The organism is Psychrobacillus sp. (assembly GCF_032154225.1).
In the GTDB taxonomy this organism is placed as follows: Bacteria; Bacillota; Bacilli; order Bacillales_A; family Planococcaceae; genus Psychrobacillus.
The window spans coordinates 1-17,034 of sequence record NZ_JALDYF010000008.1; the positions used below are offsets into that span (position 1 = coordinate 1).

Below are 17,034 nucleotides of genomic sequence, written 5' to 3' on the forward strand. Positions count from 1 at the left end.
AAGACACCGCCCTTTCACGGCGGTAACACGGGTTCGAATCCCGTAGGGGTCATCTTAAAAATCCTGTCCATCTTTAATAGATGAACAGGATTTTTTCTTTGTACATATTTAATCTCTTTCATTCAATGGTATTTTTATCTCTGCTGAACCATTTAAGTAGTTTGGATAACTCCAAAAATACAGGCGAATTGGATTCACTTTATCCTTCATATTAAATGTATAACTCGAATTATTGTAACCACCTTCAGCTGAAATTTGAGAAACTTGTCTTGAGTAAAATTCTTGATTGTTTGCATCAACTACACTACTAAATAACTCATTGATATGGTTTTCCTTTGATTCTGGATATGTGAAACTAACCGTACTACTATCCTTTATTTCAATATCTAGCGGTGTCAGATCTGGTACGCTTACAACTTCCTTGTTTTCAAAATCAATTTCCACATAATCTTGTCCTTTTGGCAATGCCTCCACTTTCCCGATGTGAAGCGTTAGGCTTCGCGGCCCTCTAAAATAATTACTTTGAATGAAATAACTCCCTTTTCCTTTACGAAGATCACCAAATCCTGTAGATCCATTCGCTATCTTTCCCCACTCTTCCCCTTTTTCATCCAGTAGCTTCAATTCTCCAAATTGTAAAATTTGCATCGCGTTTGCTTGATCTAGGGCAAGCTTCACCTCAGCACGTAAGGGAGAAATTTTTAGTGATTGGATTATTATCGTTTGATCGTCGATTTCCACTTCTTTATTAATCTCATACAATTTAGATTTTGCTATATCTTTTTTTAATATAAACGGAATCGAAAAAGTTGTTTCATGTTCATCTTCTAATGTAAAATCCAGACGAAAATTTGGATGATCATAATTAATTCCTTCACTTGCTGTAATTTCAATTTTATCTTCAACAATATTTGTATTTTCCTTACCATACCAGCCGTAACCGATAGCCATTTGGATTGGTAGGTCATTTTGTACCACATTAATATCCTTTGTATTTAAATTTGAAATATCATATGGAGCCTCTAATCGATAAGATAATACCATCCCTGATTCATCCGCAATAACACCGAGTAACGTAAATGTTAAGTTATTTTTCGTATCTACAATATTCAGCTCTTCATAATAATAATTTTTAAAAATATCTTCTACTCCTTTATCATACGCAATCATTTCTACAAGTGAGGATAAGACCGGAATTTTAGCTACTGTAGCTGCGAATACTGGTGATACACGAATAGAAGTAACAAATACACATAGTATCGCTGCAATGACCACTAGTTGCTTTAATGATCGAGTTCGAAATTTTTTCTTATCATGCACTTTTTTTATACCTTGTAAGCGTGCTTGCGAAAGTGCTTCCTTTGGTATAGAAATCGCCTCTAGTTCTCCTGTTAATTTCTTATACTCATTATCGTCCATTCCATTCATTTAGCATCCTCCTCTTTGAAAAATAGGCGTAGTTTTTGAAGCGCAGTATGCAATCTCGATTTCACCGTGCCTTCTGGGATATTTTGCACTTCTGCGATATCTTGGTTTTTCATATCTCGAAAATATTTCAAAAAAATAAGCTCCTGCTGTTCGTGGGATAACTTTGCTAAGGCTTCTCTTAATTCTAAGCTTGAGTTGTCATGATATTCTCCAATTTCTACTGTATCTCGAAGTTGCATGCGACTCTTTTTCTTTTGTATGTCATGACACACATTGAGTAAAATCCTCACTAACCAAGTACTTAAATAGGTGGGCTCTTTTACCGTATGTATCTTTCTAAAACTTCGATAGGTTAATTCTTGCATCGCCTCTATTGCATCATGCTCATTGTGAAAATAACTGGACGCTATACGATATAGTACATCCTCGAATAATTCATGTATTTCAATAAACGCCTGCTCATCACCAGCAATCGCTTTTTTGGCTAGTTCAATTTCCAACATATCACCTCACCTCTTATCCCTCTTTATTATTAGACTCTACTACAAGCAAGTTCGTTCATGCCGAAAAAAATTAAGTTCGTACTGTTTTATGACATAAAAAAAGCTAAAAAGCATCTAAGCCCTTTAGCATTAACGTCACTTCATATAAAGCAATCCACCATTTAAAATTTCGATTTTGACTGTAAACATTAACTAAACCTTTCCACTCTTGTTTAACATTTTATCATGTAATTTCGAAAAAATGGCTAACGCGAGGATGGAACCTACAAAAGCTAAAAGCATATCCCATTGTGCATCCCATTTATCTCCTTGCATACCTAAAAAGTCTTTAGATACTTTCCCTCCTTTAGATATTTTAGTACTCAACCATTCGACGATTTCATACAATGCAGCGATTGAAAGCACTATGCTAGTACTTATACCAAACAGCCAAGCTCCTTTTACCAATTGCGTATTACGTAACAACACTTCTCTTATTACAATCGCTAGTAACCCTTTTAAAAAATGACCAAATCGATCATAATTATTTCGTTTTAAATCGAACTCATCTTTTATCCAATTAAATAGCGGAACTTCTGAGTATGTGTAATGACCGCCGATAAATGTCAGGATAGATAAAAGAGCAATGATAAAATAAGATAGTGTAGTGAAACGGAACTTATTATAAGTTACGATGACAATGATTATTATAATGACTCCAGGACTAACTTCCGCTAGCCAATCTAAATAATCTGAAGGATTAATAGCCGACCAAACAAAGACCAGTGCAACGACTAATAGTAGAGCAAAATGAATCTTTGAGCCTTTATCTAAAATCACTGTATGCACTCCTTACTGCATGTCGCTATAAATCAACTTCACTTCATATAAAATAGTCCACCATTTATTATTTCAATTTTAATGCGAGCTTCGTATTGTTCTTTCATTGCTTGCTTCTCCATCTCGTAACATTCTGGCTTGTTCTCCATCCCTTCATAGAAATATTCTAGTATGTCCTGATCCTTTTGCCATCTCCCTTTCGCTTCCTCGGCCCATAAGTGATCATCTTGTTCGATAATCTGTTCAATTATCTTATCCAATCGTTCAAGACCCCGAACAGGCTTTATAATAAACGGCAAATTAAATGTATGCTTTGACTGATATGTTTCTAAATTCACTTCATGTAACGATTCTTGAAAATCCTCTCTCACAATACCTGTAATTAAATTAATTCCGAAAGAATAAAGCATTTCCATTGTTTGATCGCTATAATACGATACTTTATAATTCACACCTAACCAAGGAGTCAAAATGGTTTGCGCTTCTCCTTTTCCCAAAACTCTCTCATACATTAGTACAAATGCCCCTAACTCCTTCGTGGTTTGAAACAATCGATTCAGCCGAGGAGAACCAAAATGGACAACTTCACCTTTTACGTCCGCACCTAGCTTGTTTTGATCTGTGATTAAATTTAATAAAGCTGGGTTCGGTACACCTCCCGTACTTTCTATATTTCTCCAATAAAAAGGACGATTCATAATCTTTTTATCCATATCTATCGTTAATTGAACAGTAATATAATCAGGATGATTCGATAATATTTGGCAGCTCGTTTCTTTAAAAAATACCGACAAATACTTGTGCACTTGCTGCGGATACATATGCATTCTCCTTTTATATTTTCAGCTTAAACAGACTTTAGAAAGTGGATAAAATATCATCCAACTCTCCCACCACTTTTTCAAAAACATCAATTTTTGCATAAAGAAAATCCAAAATATTCTGTTCGATCGTATTATTAATCGCTAAATTATAAATATGCACGTCGTACTCCTGCCCTAGCCGATGAACACGACCAATTCGCTGCTCTAACTTCATCGGATTCCAAGGTAAATCATAATTGATAACATGATGGCAAAACTGTAGGTTAATACCTTCCCCACCTGATTCCGTTGCAATTAAAACTTGCGCTTGTTCTTGAAATAAACGCTTCATCCAATCACGTTTACTTTTGCTGAACTTTCCATTAAAAAGGACACTTGTAATTCCTTTTGTATTTAAATACCATTGCAAATAAGCTTGCGTAGCACGATACTCTGTAAAAATAATTACTTTATCATTTGCCTCGGTAATAATTTCGTACGCTTTTTCTACTTTTGAGTTTATTTCCAATGCCATTAATTTTTGAATTACTGTTTCTACGTGGTCTATTTCCTCTTCGTTCGTACAATTTTGACGCATTTTATTTAAAGTTAAGTATGTCGCTTCCTTGCTACTGCACATTTCTTTTTGTAGTGTAATCATCGAAAATGCACCAGAAAAAACAGGGGAAATATTTTTAAGGTCGACAATTAAATCATAAACCTCTTTTTCTTCTTCACTAAATTCTATTGGAATGATTTGCACTCGACGATTTGTCCATTCGATTCCGGTATTTTGCCTTCTATTTCTCACCATTACTTGTTTAACTAATTCTTTTAAATAATCATCATGCTTACTATCAGAAAATGATGATTGAAATGCCTCAAGATTACCTAGATGACCGGGTTTCAATAAAGATATAAGATAAAATAATTCAAACACGTCATTTTGTACTGGCGTTGCAGTTAGCAACAAACAAAACTTTTTCTTTAAACTTTGCACAAACTCGTAAATTTGGGTTTTATGATTTTTAAGTTTATGTGCTTCATCAATAATAATCATGTCATAGTTTTGCGCGTGAATCAGTTCTCTATGTGGGCTCCTCTTTGCCGTATCCATACTCATGACAACGATGTCGTAATATTCTATTGGTGTGTTTTTTCTATAAGGAATTGCTGGAATATAAAATTTATAATTCAACTCTTCAACCCATTGATTAATCAAAGAAGCTGGTGCTAAAATCAACGCTTTTTTGACAAGCCCACGAATTAAGTATTCTTTCAATATCAATCCAGCCTCAATTGTTTTACCAAGACCAACTTCATCTGCCAGAATTGCTTTTCCATTCATCCGTTCGATAACTGTTTCAGCTGCTTCTAATTGGTGTGCAAGAGGAGTTAAATTCGGTAAATATTTGGGAGATTGTAGGCCGGAGAAATCAGAGATAATATTAGCTTTTACTACTTCATAGCTCATTTTATAAAGCTCCCAATTATTCCATGGTTCTACATTGTCCAATCTATTCATAAAGCCTTCTTTCCACTCAGTTGACCTTTCTATCTTCATCAACATCACCTCATGCTACTTTTGTCTTTCTTAAGTTGCCCCAAAATGATGATTGAATGCATCTTTTCAAGATTTGTTTATTCTATGATATTCGGATATTTGAATCACTCGAACATCCCGTGTATTTAATTCATGATAAATTCCTCTGCTGTCTCGAAATGAAATGTATTGATCTCGTTCATTTTGAACTAGCTCTTCCGCTATTTCTTGGCTTTCCAAATGAATAAACCTTCTTATGTAATGTTCCTCATCAAAAAAGTATGTTACTTTGAATTCTTTCACCACTTTTATCTCCTAACAGTTAGTTGACTTCATGCAATAGTATCTTATTTTCCCCAGTTTTCTTTAGAATATCCAAAGCTTCATGGTTTAGTTTTTTATTGTCTAGATTAGGGTTTTTCAAACTTTCAAAAACTGCTCAATGTACTAGAAATTCTGTTAGAATGGGGATAGTCATTTTATTAAATTTGAATTGGAATGGTGATTAAACATTGAAAACGTTTAAAAAAATGTATATTGAAATTACAAGCGTTTGTAACCTTGCTTGTAGCTTTTGCCCTCCTACTAGTCGAAAGGCAAATATTATCAAATTAGATGCGTTTAATAATATACTTGATCAGATTAAAGACCATACAAAATATATTTATCTCCATGTTAAAGGAGAGCCTCTCCTACACCCTAGAGTCGATCAGTTGCTAGATGCCAGCCACGCCAAAGGATTTAAAGTAAATATCACGACAAACGGGACACTTATTCAAAAAAATAGGCATAAGCTTTTAGGTAAACCAGCACTACGACAAATGAATTTCTCCCTTCATAGCTTCGACGGACATGAAGGATCAACAAATCGTGAGCAATATTTGTCGACCATTCTGTCCTTTGCCAAAGAAGCTGCGGAACAAGGCGTTATTATTTCATTTAGATTATGGAATTTACAGCGAGATAATGCTACAAGTGAAGATAAAAGACGAAACCAAGAAACATTAACAATCTTGGAGCAAGAATTTAATCTCGATTACAAAATTGAAGAAAAAGTCGTGCCTGGAAGCGGCATTAAAATTGCGGAAAGAATTTATATTAACCAGGATCACGAATTCCAATGGCCTAGTTTACTTGCACCAGAAGACGATGGGAAAGGATTTTGCCACGCACTTCGTAGCCAAGCAGCTATTCTTGTAGATGGAACAGTTGTCCCTTGCTGTCTTGACGGGGAAGGCGTTATTAACCTCGGCAATATCAATAAAACCCCTTTCTCTGAAATTGTAGAAAGTGAACGAGCAAATAATCTTTACGATGGTTTTACTAGACGGGAAGCTGTCGAAGAAATGTGTAGAAAATGCGGATTTAGACAGAGATTTGGAGTTTAAACATTTTTAGGAGGAATTATTCATGCATAACATTCAAGATATTATAGAAACTAGAGATTTTATTATGAGCAAGACAAACGATCGTCCTATGGTCGGAATGATTTTAGGATCAGGCTTAGGAACGCTTGCGGACGAAATTAAAAACCCTGTCAAAATCCCTTATAGCGAAATTCCCCATTTTGCAAAATCGGAAGCAATCGGACATGCAAACGAACTTGTTATTGGTGAGTTAAACGGAAAAATCGTGGCCGCTATGAAAGGACGTTTTCATTATTATGAAGGATATACTTTAGATGAAGTAACCTTCCCAGTACGTGTTATGAAAGCGTTAGGTATAGAAAATTTAATCATTACAAATGCTTGCGGTGCTGTTAATACAAGCTTCATCCCTGGAGATTTGATGATTATTACAGACCATCTTAATTTAGTTGGTACTAATCCATTAATGGGACCAAACAACGATGAATTAGGAACTCGTTTCCCTGACTTATCGCAAGTGTATAACAAGGAACTACGTACTATCGCCGAAACAGTAGCGAGCGAACAAAATATACCTTTGCAGCATGGTGTCTATGCTTGGTGGAGTGGTCCAGCCTATGAGACTCCAGCGGAAATCCGTATGATTCGTACATTAGGAGCTGATGCTGTCGGCATGTCAACAGTACCTGAAGCTATTGTTGCAACACATGCAAATATGAAAGTACTCGGTATTTCTTGCTTAACGAATATGGCGTGTGGAATATTAGACCAACCACTAAACCACAACGAAGTAATTGAAGTTGCTGGAAAAGTTAATGCCAAATTTGTTGGATTAGTTAAAGGTATTTTACAAGAGATTTAACAAGTTGTTTGAATACTTTTTAAAATGCATGGTAAGATGAAATCATAAAGGGGAGTGATTTTAGTGGATTTTATAACACTTAGCAATGGCTTGAAAATTCCACAGATTGGTTTTGGTGTGTGGAGAGTTGATAATGATACAGAGGCACCAGCTGCAGTCGCAGAAGCACTTCGCGTAGGTTATCGCCATATTGATACAGCAGCAGTTTATAAAAATGAAGAAGGTGTCGCAAAAGGTATTGCCACTTCTGGAGTTCCACGTGCAGACATATTCCTAACGTCAAAAATTTGGAACGATGATATCCGCTCCGGTCGTACGAAAGAAGCATACCAAGAATCGCTCAATCGCCTGAATACAGATTACCTAGACCTTTGTTTACTACATTGGCCAGTCGATGGTATCGTAGAAGCATGGCATGCACTTGTCGAATTATATGAAGAAGGCAAAGTAAAAGCAATTGGAGTTTCTAATTTCAAGCAGCACCATTTGGAACAGTTAAAAAATGCTGGCCTAATGACACCAATGGTCAACCAAATTGAGCTGCATCCACAACTTCCTCAAAAAGAGTTTGTAGCATACTTAAAAAATGAAGGCATTCATGTAGAAGCATGGAGCCCATTAATGCAAGGAAAGTTCATGGACATCGAACTATTCCATGACCTAGCAAATAAATACAGTAAAGCACCATCACAAATCGTGCTTCGCTGGCATTTACAATCAGGACATATTGCCTTACCAAAATCGGTAACACCAAGCCGTATCCAAGAAAACTTAAACGTTTTTGACTTCGAATTATCTACAGAAGATATAGCAGCAATTGATACAATCGCATCAAACGTGCGTATCGGTCCAGATCCAGACGAAATCGATTTTTAAAAAGAAAAATGGCAGGTACCTTTACGCCTAGCTTTAAGATTGTAGTCGAACTCAGATACTTGGGTTTATCTACAATCTTTTTTGTTTTGAAACGGAATCCTACTACTAATGTCTATCCATATATTAACCTTACTCCTTTAAATGATGTTTCTTTGCTAATATTGCAAAAATTTAATAAATAACATTGTATATTCCCCATTCTTTCTTTACTATTGATTTATATAAACTATTAGAAGAGGTATATTTTGGGTAATATAACAATGCATTTTCTATTTAATCTTTCCTTATTAATGATTCTATTTTTCCTTTGTTTTTTATTATCTAAGAGAATGGGTAGTATCTATTTGCTCAAACGAACAGCCATTTTTTATTTTGTCGTCTCATTAATACTTTGTTACCTTTTTTCTTATCCCATATACGATAAGTTTGTATTAGATTTGAGAATAGTTCCTTTTCTAATAGGCGGACTCTATATGAGGTTAAGTCCTATACTAGGATTTCTAGTTATTTTCATTCGTGCATTCCATGGAATAGATATTGGATTCTTTGTAGGTGCTGCTTTTTATACTATGCTTAGTTTTTTTATATGGTTTATTTCTCCTTGGTTTTTAAAACTTACTTCTAATAAACGAATACTTTTTTCCACCGGTATTACTTTACTGATAAGTGTTTGTATTCTATTAATCTTCGCATTAAGACTAGCATCTACCGATCAAATATTAGACTTGTTCATAGCTTACTTAATTGTCCCACCACTTGGAGTTGCAATTATTTCTTACATCATTGAGATAAGAGAAAAGATTCAACATATGCAACAACAATTAGTAATAGAGGAGAAGTTGGCCGCAGTTGAGCAAATGGGGGCTGCAATTTCTCATGAAATTCGGAATCCTTTAACTGCAGCTATTGGATTTGTTGAACTCCTCGACCAAGTTTCTCAAGATCATAATAATAAAGCAAAATATCTCTCCATAATAAAAGATGAGTTAGATTCAGCAGAAGCAATTATACAAGATTATTTAACGTTTTCCAAACCAATTATTGAATCGACAGAAGAACTAGATATTCAGAAGGAACTAACGAACATTATAAAATTATTACAGCCTCTAGCTAATTATCATTCCGTAAAGGTTTCTACTGATTTTTTTTCCTGTGGATCGATTGATGGAGACCAGTCGAAATTCCACCAGTGCTTTATTAATATTATTAAAAATTCAATTGAATCCATGCCTCATGGCGGTGCATTATTGATTAAGACAACTGCCAACCAGAGCAAGATAATTATTACTATACAAGATACAGGTTTAGGTTTGAGTAACGAAGAAATTAAACGCTTAGGGGAACCATATTACTCTACGAAGGGGCCTGAGGGAACTGGCCTCGATATCATGGTGGCTTACAGTATATTACGTGCAATGAGAGGTACAATTGAAGTTCAAAGTGAAATTGGCAAAGGTACCATTTCCCAATTTCACTTTAAGCTTCATAAAATTAAGAGAAAAAAATGATACATCTTTTATGTATAAATTAGTATTGGGGAGATAATCGCTTGGAATTAACAGTATATTTCTTTTTCAACTTATCTTTGTTAATCGCATTACTATTTTCAGGACTTTTATGGGCAGAAAAAACGACAGGATCTTTGTCTTCACAATCTATTCCCATTGTCTATTTTACCGTTAGTTTATTACTCTGTTTTATGTTTACTTATCACATAGAAGGTCTTAATGTCGTATTCGATTTGCGAAAAATTCCATTCATTGTTGGCAGCCTGTATTTGGGGTTAGGCCCTTTATTGGCTTCAATCATTATATTCGTAAGAAGCTTGCTTGGAATTAATTATGGGTTTTGGATGACGGTCTTTTACTATGGAGGACTTGCTATTCTTTTTTGGCGAATCTCTCCATGGTTTTTAAAACGCTCTCCCAAGCAGCGCATTCTTTTTTCCGTCTGCGTATCGTTTCTTTTTAGTTTAGCCCAAACTTTTACTATGGGAATTTGGGACTTGCCCTACACCAGTACGGAAGTTTGGTTCGCCTATTTAGTCATTCAACCAATTGGAGTTGGAGTTATTTCTTATATTATTGAAGAAGTAATTATGATCATCCAATTGCGCAAACGTACGATAAAGTCCAAAAGATTAGAGGTCGTTGAACGAATGGGTGCAGCTATTAGTCATGAAATTCGTAATCCCTTGACAGCAGCGAATGGTTTTGTTCAACTCTTGCAATGCGATTCTATTTCAAAAGAAAGCCAAATTCAATACCTCTCCATTATTAAAAGCGAGCTGAAATCAGCTGAAAGGGTTATTCAAGATTATTTGAATTACTCTAAACCTGAAATTAAATCAGTGGAATCCTTCCTTGTACACGAGGAACTAGAACAAGTCATCCAATCGTTACAACTAGTTGCAAAACGAAGTTCAGTCAAAATAGTTTCTATGTTTTCACTTGGTGTAAAAATTGAAGGAGATAGACAAAAATTTCATCAATGCTTTGTAAATGTCATGAAAAATGCAATAGAAGCAATGCCAAACGGGGGAATCTTAACAGTTGAAACGGAGTACACGCCAACGACTGTAAGTATTTTCATTAAAGATACTGGTTCAGGCATGACATTTGAACAATTAGCACGTTTAGGTGAGCCTTACTATTCAACAAAAGGAAACAAAGGGACAGGACTCGGCATCATGGTAGTCAATAGTATCATACGTGCTATGAATGGAATCATTCACGTAGAAAGTGAAGTTGGAAAAGGAACATCATTTAAATTTACATTCCCTTTAATTTCCGTTTTTCCGGAATTAGTAAATATTCAAGAGACAGGGAAGGATTTCGTTACGAGTTGATTTAATATGCGAAAGTGGTCAGATTCCTGGCATCGGTCCAAAAGATAGTCCCCAATCTAAAAGTCGATTGGGGAGCTATCCTTTAATCTAATTCACTCGTCGCGGTAATCTCAATATCATTCAAAGCTTGTGTCGCTAACCTATCCGCTTCTGCATTCAATTTTCGAGGAACCAACTTATACTCTGGTCGAATACCAAGATTCTCTAACTTGCGATCAATTTTATCTGCCCAGTTGGACAAGTCCTTCTCCACCACTGGCCACTCTTCATTCATCTGATTAATAACTACTTGTGAATCCCCGATGAAACGAACCGGCAAATGATGAACATTCAACTGCTCCAACTCCAGCACACTCAAATGAAATGCCGCATACTCCGCCTCATTATTTGACATAAGCCCAGAAGCAGAGGCATTTCTCCGCAGCCGATACGATTTCCCACTCTGCTCATAATAAATCACACACCCAAGACCCGAGCGATTCGTGGCACGATCGAACCCACCATCAAAATACACCGTAACATTATGCGGTTCTGTCTCCATCTCCTTCAAGTACTTCTTCATTTCCTTAACCGTCCACGTACTATCAAACTGATCAATAAACATCATACTTTTAGCTCGACCAATCCGCTCCAAATCCTCCGCAAACAATACTGCATCTGCTAGAGCCATCTCCTCAGAGCGAAAAACAGTTTCCACGCCATTAGGTAGCCTGTATGCCCATTCTATTCGGATATTCATCGGTGTATCCTCCTCGTGTTTATTAGTTGTATTTGAAATATACTCCCTACATCTAGAACATTCAAATAGTATATAAAAATCCTCCATCCGAGAAGTCATTCAAGGGTGGAGGATTTTCTATACAGACTATTTATAAATGACTTAATCGTCCTTTAAAACTTGAAACTCCAAAAAGTATTCCATACCTGTTACTTCTTCCACTGTTGAAAGGATTTTGCCATAGTAATGTTTTTTGACCCAATCTAATTGAAAGCTGTTATTAAAATTAATACAAACATGCTGGTTATTTCCTCTCACAGCAGTTGTTCCTTTCAACCACGTTTCGAAAGAAGCACTTGAAATGTCCCGCTCCAGTATCATCAATACTTTTTTCCACTCTGAAAAATCTTCCCCATCTATTATATCCAGTGCTTCATATTGTAGGTTCTTCTCCACATTTGAATCATCCTCTTCTTGAAAAAGGATTTTAAACTTGCCTACCCCAGGAATGTTAAGTGTTGATACAGAACCTTCTGCCTTCATGTTTTTAAAATGAAGTAAAAGTTCAGCTTCTGATTCTATTTTCACCATTTTATTTAACAAATCCTTTCCTCCATTCAAAACAACTATTATCTTCGTGCGGCTAGTTCTTTTCTAATCCGTGATATTTTATAAATTTGATTGCTTACCGGTATTGCTTTAAAACGCTTATAAAACATTGGCAGGACAAGCCCAACATAATCATCTAAAAACTTATTTTCCATTCTTTCTTCTATAAGCACTCTATACTTCACCAAAGCACTTACAATCAGCTCTTCATTTGGCTCAGACATACTAATTGTCTCTATATATTGAATAGTCCGAGTCTTCTTGGACTGTAAAATTTTCTCTACTTTTTTTTCATAGTCTTTCGTATTTTTTACTTCTACTATCATATTTACTACCGTTATTACTTCAATCATTTGTAATCCTCCATGCGAGATACTATTACTTATCGTACCATATTGCATTGCTATGCCACACGGATAATTTCTTGACTAATAGAAAATCCCTTAAATCCGTCAGTTCACTCTTCATGTGGTGAAAAAGAGCGTAATAATTGCAGATACATATGGTGCCATTACACAAAAAGCATGCTCATCATTTAACCAGATGAGGTTATTTGATGGCATGCTTTTTGATTAGGTTAAATAGTAAATTTCGATACTCTATGTTGCAACTCTTCCGCTAGATTAGCTAGGGATACAGCTGCAGCAGTAACTTCTTCCATTGATGCTAATTGTTCTTCGGATGCAGCACCTACTGAATTGGAGCTATCTGAAGTTAGCTTAGCAACAGCGGACATTTCTTTTGCATGAGCTGATACTTGTGTCACTTTAACTTTAATATCATTTGAAATAGTTGAAATATTTTCTACTTGTTCTTTTACTTGTTCTACAGCTACGAGAATATCATTAAAAGTGATTTGCGTGTCACTAGCAATATTTAGTCCAGAACGAACTCGATCCTTTACATCATTAATCGATGTAACTGTTTTTTTCGTATCACTTTCAATTTCGGTAGCTATACTTGTAATACCTAAAACAGAATGTTTCGTTTGCTCTGCAAGCTTTCTAACTTCATCTGCTACTACTGCAAATCCTTTTCCAGCTTCTCCAGCTCTTGCAGCTTCTATTGCTGCATTTAGTGCTAATAAATTCGTTTGTTCTGCAACGTCTGTGATTAACTTTAATACATGGACTATTTCTTTCGTGCGGTCATTTAGAGTTACAAGTGCATGATCTGTATACTCTACCGCTTCGTTTATTAAATTCATCTGTTCTACTGTACCTTTAACAAAATTAGAACCTTGTTGAGTCTTTTCATTTGTCGAAAGGGTTAGCTGTAATGCTAATTCTGCTTTTTCCGCTATTTGAGAGATAGCATTTGAGCTTTCTTCTGCTGATTGTGCTGACTCATCCGACATAGAAGTTTGTTGTTCTGCTCCTTCTGATACTAATTGAATGGAGGTAGAAATTAACTCGGTACCCTTCATCGTTTCATCTGCGCTTGCCATCAACTCTTCAGCTGAAGCCGCAACTTGATTAGAGCTATCAGAAACATGTGTAATAACGTCTCTTAAATTAATGGTCATTTGCTCAAAGGCATTTTGTAAGGCAGCCACTTCATCGCGCGTCTGTACTTTTACATGATTTACCGCTAAGTTTCCATTTGCAATTTCTTCAGCATTTTTTGTAATTCTTCTTATCGGTTCGACAATCCGATTGGTGAAGAAGAAAACGAGTATACTACTTCCTACTAAAAGTAGTAAAACTAAAATAACGGAAATGGATATAATTCCATTGATCTTAGTTTGTAAATCTGCTTGCATAGTCTCATATTGTGCTGTGATATCTCTTTTCATCTCAATAACGTCATTAGTTAAGCCTTTAGTTCGCAAAGACTGACGCTTAATTTCGGATTGATTTTGAACTATTATTGCACCGTTAGACTCGTCTAGTATTGCTTCGAATTTATGTAAGATTTTTTCAGATAATTTCTTTTGATCTTTACTTGTTAAGGAAGGCGATAATTGGTCGTAAATAGATTTAATAGATGCTAAGTCCATCTCTATGTCGTTTTTATTGCTTTCCGAAAGATTTAATGAGTAAGCATTTAAAGACTTTTGTAGGCTTTTTGATGAACTATTTAGTTCCTCTACCGTAACCAAAGTTTGGACAATCTCTTGCGTTGAAGATTTTAAAGCTGATAACTGAATAATATTGTACCCAATAATACAGGCAGATAACAATAAAGGGGTAATCGAAATCATTAATATCTTTTGTTTAAGTTTCATTTGTCTTTCATCTCACTTCCTATTCATTTACAGTGATAGTTCCATTTGCAATATCTTCTTTTAACTTTTCGAGTGTGTTTTTTTCCATTGGAGAAAGTTCAATAATACGTATAGGAGCTATATCTACACCAGCTTCTTTTATGCCTAATTCAAAATCCTTTTTGGAAACTTTTCCTGTTTCAACCCATTCTTTTACGGCATTATATATAGCAGCATCGACTTGTTTTAACATAGAAGAAACTACAGCTTTTTCAGCTAAATAAAACTGATCGCTATCTACACCAAAAGAATATGTTCCAGCTCGTTGCGATTCTAGTATGACACCTACTCCAGTGTATCCTGCAGCCGGATAAATAAAATCTGCATTTGATAAAATCATCTCTTGCGCAATACTTCCACCTAATTTATCGTCATCAAAGCTTCCTGCATATTTAGAAAGTACTTGAGCCTCTGGGTTTACTTCTTTTACACCTTTTATAAAACCATTTTCAAATTTTTTGATTATAGGATTTTCCATTCCACCAACGAATCCGACGACATTACTACTAGTTTTCATGCCTGCTATTGCTCCTATTAAATAGGATGCCTCTTCTTCCTTGAACGTTATATTAATGACGTTCGGTAATTCTGACTTAGCATCGACTAGCAAGAAGGTACTATTTGGATACTTTTTTGCAACAGTTTCAAGTTCCTCTTGTATAGCAAAACCTAACCCAATTATTAGATCATTTTTTTCCGCTACAAGCTGTTCCAGTCCTTCTTCATTCGTTTTCGTATCTTGAATTTCTCGATAATCGAAAGATATATTTAATTCGTCTCTAGCTTTTTCAAGTCCAGCAAATCCTAAATCAGAAAAAGACTGATCTCCTAATCCTGCTTCGGAAAGCATTATTCCTATCTTAACCTTTTTGTTTTCTGGGTTTTCATTATCATTTGAACATGCTGATAGTACTGATGCCAAAATGAATATTATACAAATAATAAAATGTTTGCGCATATAACCATTCCTAACTGTTTAATGTTGTCACGAGATTTCTATCGTCTAGATAATTAAGTTATTAACATTAGGTAGAATACACGAAATTGTAAGATACTTTCCAAGACTTATATAAAGGACAATTCACCTTCATAAACGAAAGCCGAGGGAAGCGACAATGTCACTTCCCTCGGCTTTTCTATATATATATATATCAATTGCTCAACTAATTAGATTTTTTTATATTCTCAACAAATGCTCTTACTTCTTCCTCTTTCGTTGCCCATGACGTTACTAGTCGAATTGCAGAATGTGTAGCATCAATCTTTTCCCATACAATAAACGAATAATCTTTTTCAAGCTCTGCAATTAGTGTGTTCGGTAATATCGGAAAGATTTGATTCGATGGAGAATGGGCCAAAAATGAAAAATGGGCATTGATACATTCTTCCCTCAAAATAATTGCCATCTTATTCGCATGCTGAGCCAATTCGAAAAACAAATCATCACGGAACAGCTCATAAAATTGAATACCTAACAGTCTCCCTTTTGCGAGAAGAGCCCCTTTTTGCTTCAAATGAAAACGAAAATCTTCTTTTAAAGAATTACAGCAAATAACTAACGCCTCTCCTAAAAATGCTCCATTCTTGGTCCCACCAATATAGAAAGCATCCACAAGTGCTGGAATATCACTTAGTTTCAGGTCATTCTCATCTGAGCACAGCGCTGACCCGAGTCTTGCCCCATCCATATATAAGATAAGATTATGCTCTTTACAAAAATTTCTTAAATCTATTAGTTCACTCTTTTTATAGATAGAGCCAATTTCTGTTGAATTTGATAGGTAAACTAACTTTGGTTTTACCATATGTTCATCTGTATGCAGGTCCAGCACTTCTTTTATTAGAGAGGAATTCAGTTTTCCATCTATCGTTTCTACCGCTATAACCTTATGTCCTGTAGCTTCAATCGCGCCTGTTTCATGTGTAAAAATATGACCCGTACTAGCTGCGATCGCAGCTTCATGTGGTCGAAGAAAAGCAGAAATTGCTGTTAAATTTGTTTGAGTACCGCCCGATAGTAGGTGAATATCAATGTCCTGGCTCCCTAACTTCTCCTTCAAAAGCTCAATTGCTTTTTGAGTAAAACTATCAGCTCCATAGCCCTCTTCTTGTACAGAGTTTGAATCTATTAAAGCCTGTAAAATTCTAGGGTGTGCTCCCTCTGCGTAATCATTTTTGAAGCTATACATATGAATTCCTCCATTTATAAATATTTTTATCTTATTGTGTGTTACAGGGATGCACTTTTTTAAGGAACCAACATAACACATACCAATTGATCAATCATCATTCGGATTCGTCTTTTTTCTAGTTTTATTAGATTATACTTAGAATTGAGAGAAGATAACAGGAGAATATTATAATGTTATGAATATAGTGTAATGAAAAGAAA

Annotated in this window: 17 protein-coding genes; 5 read left to right on the plus strand and 12 right to left on the minus strand. The window is 35.4% G+C overall.

The genetic code is table 11. The features are described from left to right. Positions 1-108: 108 nt before the first annotated feature. The 6 genes from RUH95_RS11955 to RUH95_RS11980 all read right to left on the minus strand — a co-directional run bounded on the left by RUH95_RS11955 (position 109) and on the right by RUH95_RS11980 (position 5,399). Entirely contained in the window at positions 109-1,428 is a 1,320-nt protein-coding gene (locus RUH95_RS11955; protein WP_313893108.1) for a DUF4179 domain-containing protein, read from the minus strand. After that, positions 1,425-1,931: a sigma-70 family RNA polymerase sigma factor gene (locus RUH95_RS11960; RefSeq protein ID WP_313893109.1), complete on the minus strand. Its 507-nt coding sequence runs from the start codon at positions 1,929-1,931 to the stop codon at positions 1,425-1,427. The genes RUH95_RS11955 and RUH95_RS11960 overlap by 4 nt, the downstream gene beginning before the upstream one ends. 192 nt (positions 1,932-2,123) lie before the next feature. Next, on the minus strand, positions 2,124-2,750 hold the full coding sequence (locus tag RUH95_RS11965) for a DUF2238 domain-containing protein (RefSeq protein WP_313893110.1): 627 nt from the start codon (positions 2,748-2,750) through the stop codon (positions 2,124-2,126). 38 nt (positions 2,751-2,788) lie between these two features. Beyond that, a complete protein-coding gene (locus RUH95_RS11970; protein WP_313893111.1) occupies positions 2,789-3,571 on the minus strand; it encodes a YqhG family protein in 783 nt (260 codons plus the stop codon). A 37-nt stretch (positions 3,572-3,608) separates the two neighbouring features. Continuing rightward, positions 3,609-5,123, minus strand: coding sequence for a DEAD/DEAH box helicase (locus RUH95_RS11975; RefSeq protein WP_313893112.1), 1,515 nt, complete (start codon positions 5,121-5,123; stop codon positions 3,609-3,611). A gap of 60 nt (positions 5,124-5,183) precedes the next feature. Next, positions 5,184-5,399 carry a hypothetical protein gene (locus RUH95_RS11980; protein WP_313893113.1) on the minus strand — a complete coding sequence of 72 codons (216 nt, stop codon included), beginning with the start codon at positions 5,397-5,399 and terminating at the stop codon, positions 5,184-5,186. A 209-nt stretch (positions 5,400-5,608) separates the two neighbouring features. Here RUH95_RS11980 and RUH95_RS11985 point away from each other — a divergent pair, with 209 nt between their 5' ends. The 5 genes from RUH95_RS11985 (at position 5,609) to RUH95_RS12005 (ending at position 11,049) form a co-directional block, all read left to right on the plus strand. After that, on the plus strand, positions 5,609-6,484 hold the full coding sequence (locus RUH95_RS11985) for a radical SAM/SPASM domain-containing protein (protein ID WP_313893114.1): 876 nt from the start codon (positions 5,609-5,611) through the stop codon (positions 6,482-6,484). A 22-nt stretch (positions 6,485-6,506) separates the two neighbouring features. Continuing rightward, entirely contained in the window at positions 6,507-7,325 is an 819-nt protein-coding gene (locus RUH95_RS11990; RefSeq protein WP_313893115.1) for a purine-nucleoside phosphorylase, read from the plus strand. 63 nt (positions 7,326-7,388) lie between these two features. Continuing rightward, entirely contained in the window at positions 7,389-8,201 is an 813-nt protein-coding gene (locus RUH95_RS11995; RefSeq protein ID WP_313893116.1) for an aldo/keto reductase, read from the plus strand. A 473-nt stretch (positions 8,202-8,674) separates the two neighbouring features. Then, complete coding sequence (locus tag RUH95_RS12000) at positions 8,675-9,709, plus strand: ATP-binding protein (RefSeq protein ID WP_313893117.1); 1,035 nt, start codon at positions 8,675-8,677, stop codon at positions 9,707-9,709. A gap of 41 nt (positions 9,710-9,750) precedes the next feature. Then, the gene (locus tag RUH95_RS12005) at positions 9,751-11,049 is read left to right on the plus strand and encodes an ATP-binding protein (RefSeq protein WP_313893118.1); all 1,299 of its coding nucleotides are present in this window, start codon (positions 9,751-9,753) and stop codon (positions 11,047-11,049) included. 82 nt (positions 11,050-11,131) lie between these two features. Here RUH95_RS12005 and RUH95_RS12010 read toward each other — a convergent pair whose 3' ends face one another. From RUH95_RS12010 to RUH95_RS12035, 6 genes are all read right to left on the minus strand, one after another. Continuing rightward, positions 11,132-11,788, minus strand: a complete 657-nt coding sequence (locus RUH95_RS12010) for a reverse transcriptase-like protein (RefSeq protein ID WP_313893119.1) — start codon at positions 11,786-11,788, stop codon at positions 11,132-11,134. Positions 11,789-11,929: 141 nt separating this feature from the next. After that, positions 11,930-12,370, minus strand: a complete 441-nt coding sequence (locus RUH95_RS12015) for a DnaA N-terminal domain-containing protein (RefSeq protein WP_313893120.1) — start codon at positions 12,368-12,370, stop codon at positions 11,930-11,932. Positions 12,371-12,396: 26 nt separating this feature from the next. Next, positions 12,397-12,729, minus strand: a complete 333-nt coding sequence (locus RUH95_RS12020) for a hypothetical protein (RefSeq protein ID WP_313893121.1) — start codon at positions 12,727-12,729, stop codon at positions 12,397-12,399. 224 nt (positions 12,730-12,953) lie between these two features. Then, positions 12,954-14,603: a methyl-accepting chemotaxis protein gene (locus RUH95_RS12025; protein ID WP_313893122.1), complete on the minus strand. Its 1,650-nt coding sequence runs from the start codon at positions 14,601-14,603 to the stop codon at positions 12,954-12,956. A 19-nt stretch (positions 14,604-14,622) separates the two neighbouring features. Continuing rightward, positions 14,623-15,600: a BMP family lipoprotein gene (locus RUH95_RS12030; RefSeq protein ID WP_313893123.1), complete on the minus strand. Its 978-nt coding sequence runs from the start codon at positions 15,598-15,600 to the stop codon at positions 14,623-14,625. A 205-nt stretch (positions 15,601-15,805) separates the two neighbouring features. After that, complete coding sequence (locus tag RUH95_RS12035; protein WP_313893124.1) at positions 15,806-16,831, minus strand: threonine aldolase family protein; 1,026 nt, start codon at positions 16,829-16,831, stop codon at positions 15,806-15,808. Positions 16,832-17,034: the final 203 nt, after the last annotated feature.